Origin of the sequence: Phyllobacterium bourgognense (assembly GCF_003337575.1) — a bacterium.
In the GTDB taxonomy this organism is placed as follows: domain Bacteria; phylum Pseudomonadota; class Alphaproteobacteria; order Rhizobiales; family Rhizobiaceae; genus Phyllobacterium; species Phyllobacterium bourgognense.
The window spans coordinates 1-1,564 of sequence record NZ_QPJM01000055.1; the positions used below are offsets into that span (position 1 = coordinate 1).

General features: G+C 56.5%; 1 pseudogene. It reads right to left on the reverse strand.

What is annotated here, in order from left to right:
• Nucleotides 1-220: 220 nt before the first annotated feature.
• Nucleotides 221-1,564: pseudogene (locus C7476_RS28485) on the reverse strand (hypothetical protein); the annotation flags it as partial.

Genomic DNA, 1,564 nt, shown 5'->3' on the forward strand with positions numbered 1-1,564 from the left:
AGCAGCATAAAACATCGTCATCTCCCTTCATCTCGGTCAAGCCGGGATAGTAGTGGGAGCTCGTCCCTGGGGGGACCGCCCGATTACACATGCTTCGCGCCAGGAGCGGTCATAGTTGCCACTAACGTGGAGACCAACCCTACCAAGGCAACTTCAAGTCCCGTTTCGGCCTGCACCAACCGCTGGTAAGGTCTTGGTCAAAAGAGATCGTGCAGCATTTCTACGGATTGCTCGTTGGACCGGGAGTTGGCGGTAGGGGTGACGGTATATTCGGAATTGTAGAGTCGGGAAGAGGAGACATCGGGGACGGTATATTCGGAATTGTTGGATCGGTAGTGGACGGTATCGGAGATGGTATCGGAATGGCGGGGCCGGGAGTGGGCAATATTGGGGATGGTATCGTGGGGCCTGTGCCAGGAATGCCGGGCAATCCACCTAGTATCTGCGGCAAAGGCAGTCCTCGTCCCTGGAAGAATTTCACAAGCTCTTTGTTGCCGCCAAACTCAAGATCGCCGATCGTCACCACGAAGGCGGGTTCGCCCGGGCAGTTGGTCCTGCCCTGTCCTCCGATTATCGCGGCAACCAGTTTCTTTTCTGCAGCAGCGCGATCGTAGTCTGCCGACTCGGAGCCAAGCAATTTGATGGTCAGATTGGCTGCTATCCAGAGTCCTCCATCATCACCTTCGACCCGTTTTGGGACGAGTGCGTACTGGGCCTCGGCCCACGCCGGTGTGAACAGCAAGTGGTCTTCCCCGCCACTGACCTTGAGCGGTTTACCATCCGGGCCACGGCCCTGTCTTTGAAAAGGCAAATCACTCAGGAGCGGCACATCCGGGGTGGTCTGCAGGCCAACGGGAAGAGTAACGTTTGCGCCGACTGACCGAACTGATGCCCAAGCTTCCTCGAACTCCGCTTTTCTGTCTGTCTTGAGCATCAGCTTGATGTTGCGGCAACCGATATCGGGCTTTAGCATCACCATTGTGTTGCCACCCACCTCGCCTATTTCGAAGCGCGCATCGAACCCGGACGCTATGCTCGCATTTCCGAGCAGGTTGACCGTCGTACCGACGCCTCGTCCTATCAAGGGGTCGACATGCAGATCCACGGATGCCTTGGCGTCGACCTGCGCGTTGAGTGAAATTTTCAAGCGTCGCCCTTTGGTCCAAGATATGCCGACTGCATTGATCTCTATTGTTGCCACTACCGCTCCTGGGTCAGCAGGCTCGGCGAAAACCCCGCCTTCACCGAGAACTTCGTCTCTCCATTTTTGATCGGCAAGCCGGCCGTTGAATTGCACCGACTTGACGGTTGCGGTCCTGTTTGCGGCAGGGAGTTGGTTGAATCTGTCTTGAACCAGGTGAGCCACTGTCCCGTTTATCCAAAGGGCAATATCGGCGTCGTTCAATCTGGGCACCTGGATTCGCTCCAGATTCTTCCGCATTCTGACGATGTCATCCTGAATTTCGGGGGGCGGCTCCTTGACGCTGGTTGCCACTGGTTTTTCGTTGAAGTCGGTCAGTAGCCATACTCCGCCGTCGAGGATGACAGCGTTGGCGGCGTGAAT